2 protein-coding genes are annotated in these 847 nt (G+C 24.1%); both read left to right on the plus strand.

Features of this window, described 5'->3' with window-relative positions; genetic code table 11:
• The coding region (locus L8W69_RS09210) for a hypothetical protein (RefSeq protein ID WP_263666996.1) at positions 1-469 on the plus strand (469 nt) is incomplete at its 5' end.
• The gene (locus L8W69_RS09215) at positions 459-845 is read left to right on the plus strand and encodes a hypothetical protein (RefSeq protein ID WP_044598821.1); all 387 of its coding nucleotides are present in this window, start codon (positions 459-461) and stop codon (positions 843-845) included. The genes L8W69_RS09210 and L8W69_RS09215, both read left to right, overlap by 11 nt.
• Positions 846-847: the final 2 nt, after the last annotated feature.

Raw genomic sequence — 847 nt, forward strand, 5'->3', positions numbered from 1 at the left:
GAGAAGAGAAAAAAGTAAAGAGAAAGCAAAAATGCTTTTATATTTGGAAAATGAAAATAAAAAAGGTAGGGTAAGCGATAAAGAAGTTCATCTTTATAAACATAATGGAATATGGCCTAAAGATACTCCAAAACCTAGAAGTCCTGATTATATTCTTGAAGATGGGGAGATTATTTTAAATATCAAACAAAGAGCCATGGAAATAAAAAATACTTTAAATGGAGGACATAATAGTGTTTCTATAAAGACAAAAGATAAACTCACCAGATATGATTTAGATGGTAAACCACATTATGAGAAGACATCAAAGAGAATAATTGATACACCTCATAAAATAGAATATACTAAACATATAAATCCTCAAGATCCAACAAAGTATAGAATGTCACAGGGTTTAGTAGAGCCAATATCTCATAAAGATTTAGATATTGTAGAAAATTATTTAAAAAGGCAAAATAATGAAATTTGAGAATTTAAAGCATGGAAGTTTATTCAAAAGAGAATTTTACCTTAAGGATGTAAAAATAGATTTGAAAAATGACTTTTTTGTTTATTCTATCACAATGAATGAAAAAACTTTAGAAATATTTTTTAAATCAGAAAAAAAAGATATACAAGATTTGCAAATTATTTTTTATGATTATAAGTTACTACATTCAAAATCATATTGTAAAAATTTTAATCAATTAGAAGCTAATTTTATAGATTTGATAAGAAATAATTGGGATGATATAACAGGCTATATTGAAAAAGAAGAAGAGATGTTGATAAACATATATTTTGATAATGATTTAGAATATATTACTTTAACTTGTAAGTATTTTAATATAGATTTTATAGACTAAAC

This window comes from Campylobacter sp. CNRCH_2016_3089, assembly GCF_025772505.1.
Classification (GTDB): domain Bacteria; phylum Campylobacterota; class Campylobacteria; order Campylobacterales; family Campylobacteraceae; genus Campylobacter_D; species Campylobacter_D lari_D.

Excerpts from the sequence above, each read along its gene's own strand:
- L8W69_RS09215 (WP_044598821.1), top strand. The coding sequence starts at position 459 with ATGAAATTTGAGAATTTAAAGCATGGAAGTTTATTCAAAAGAGAATTT.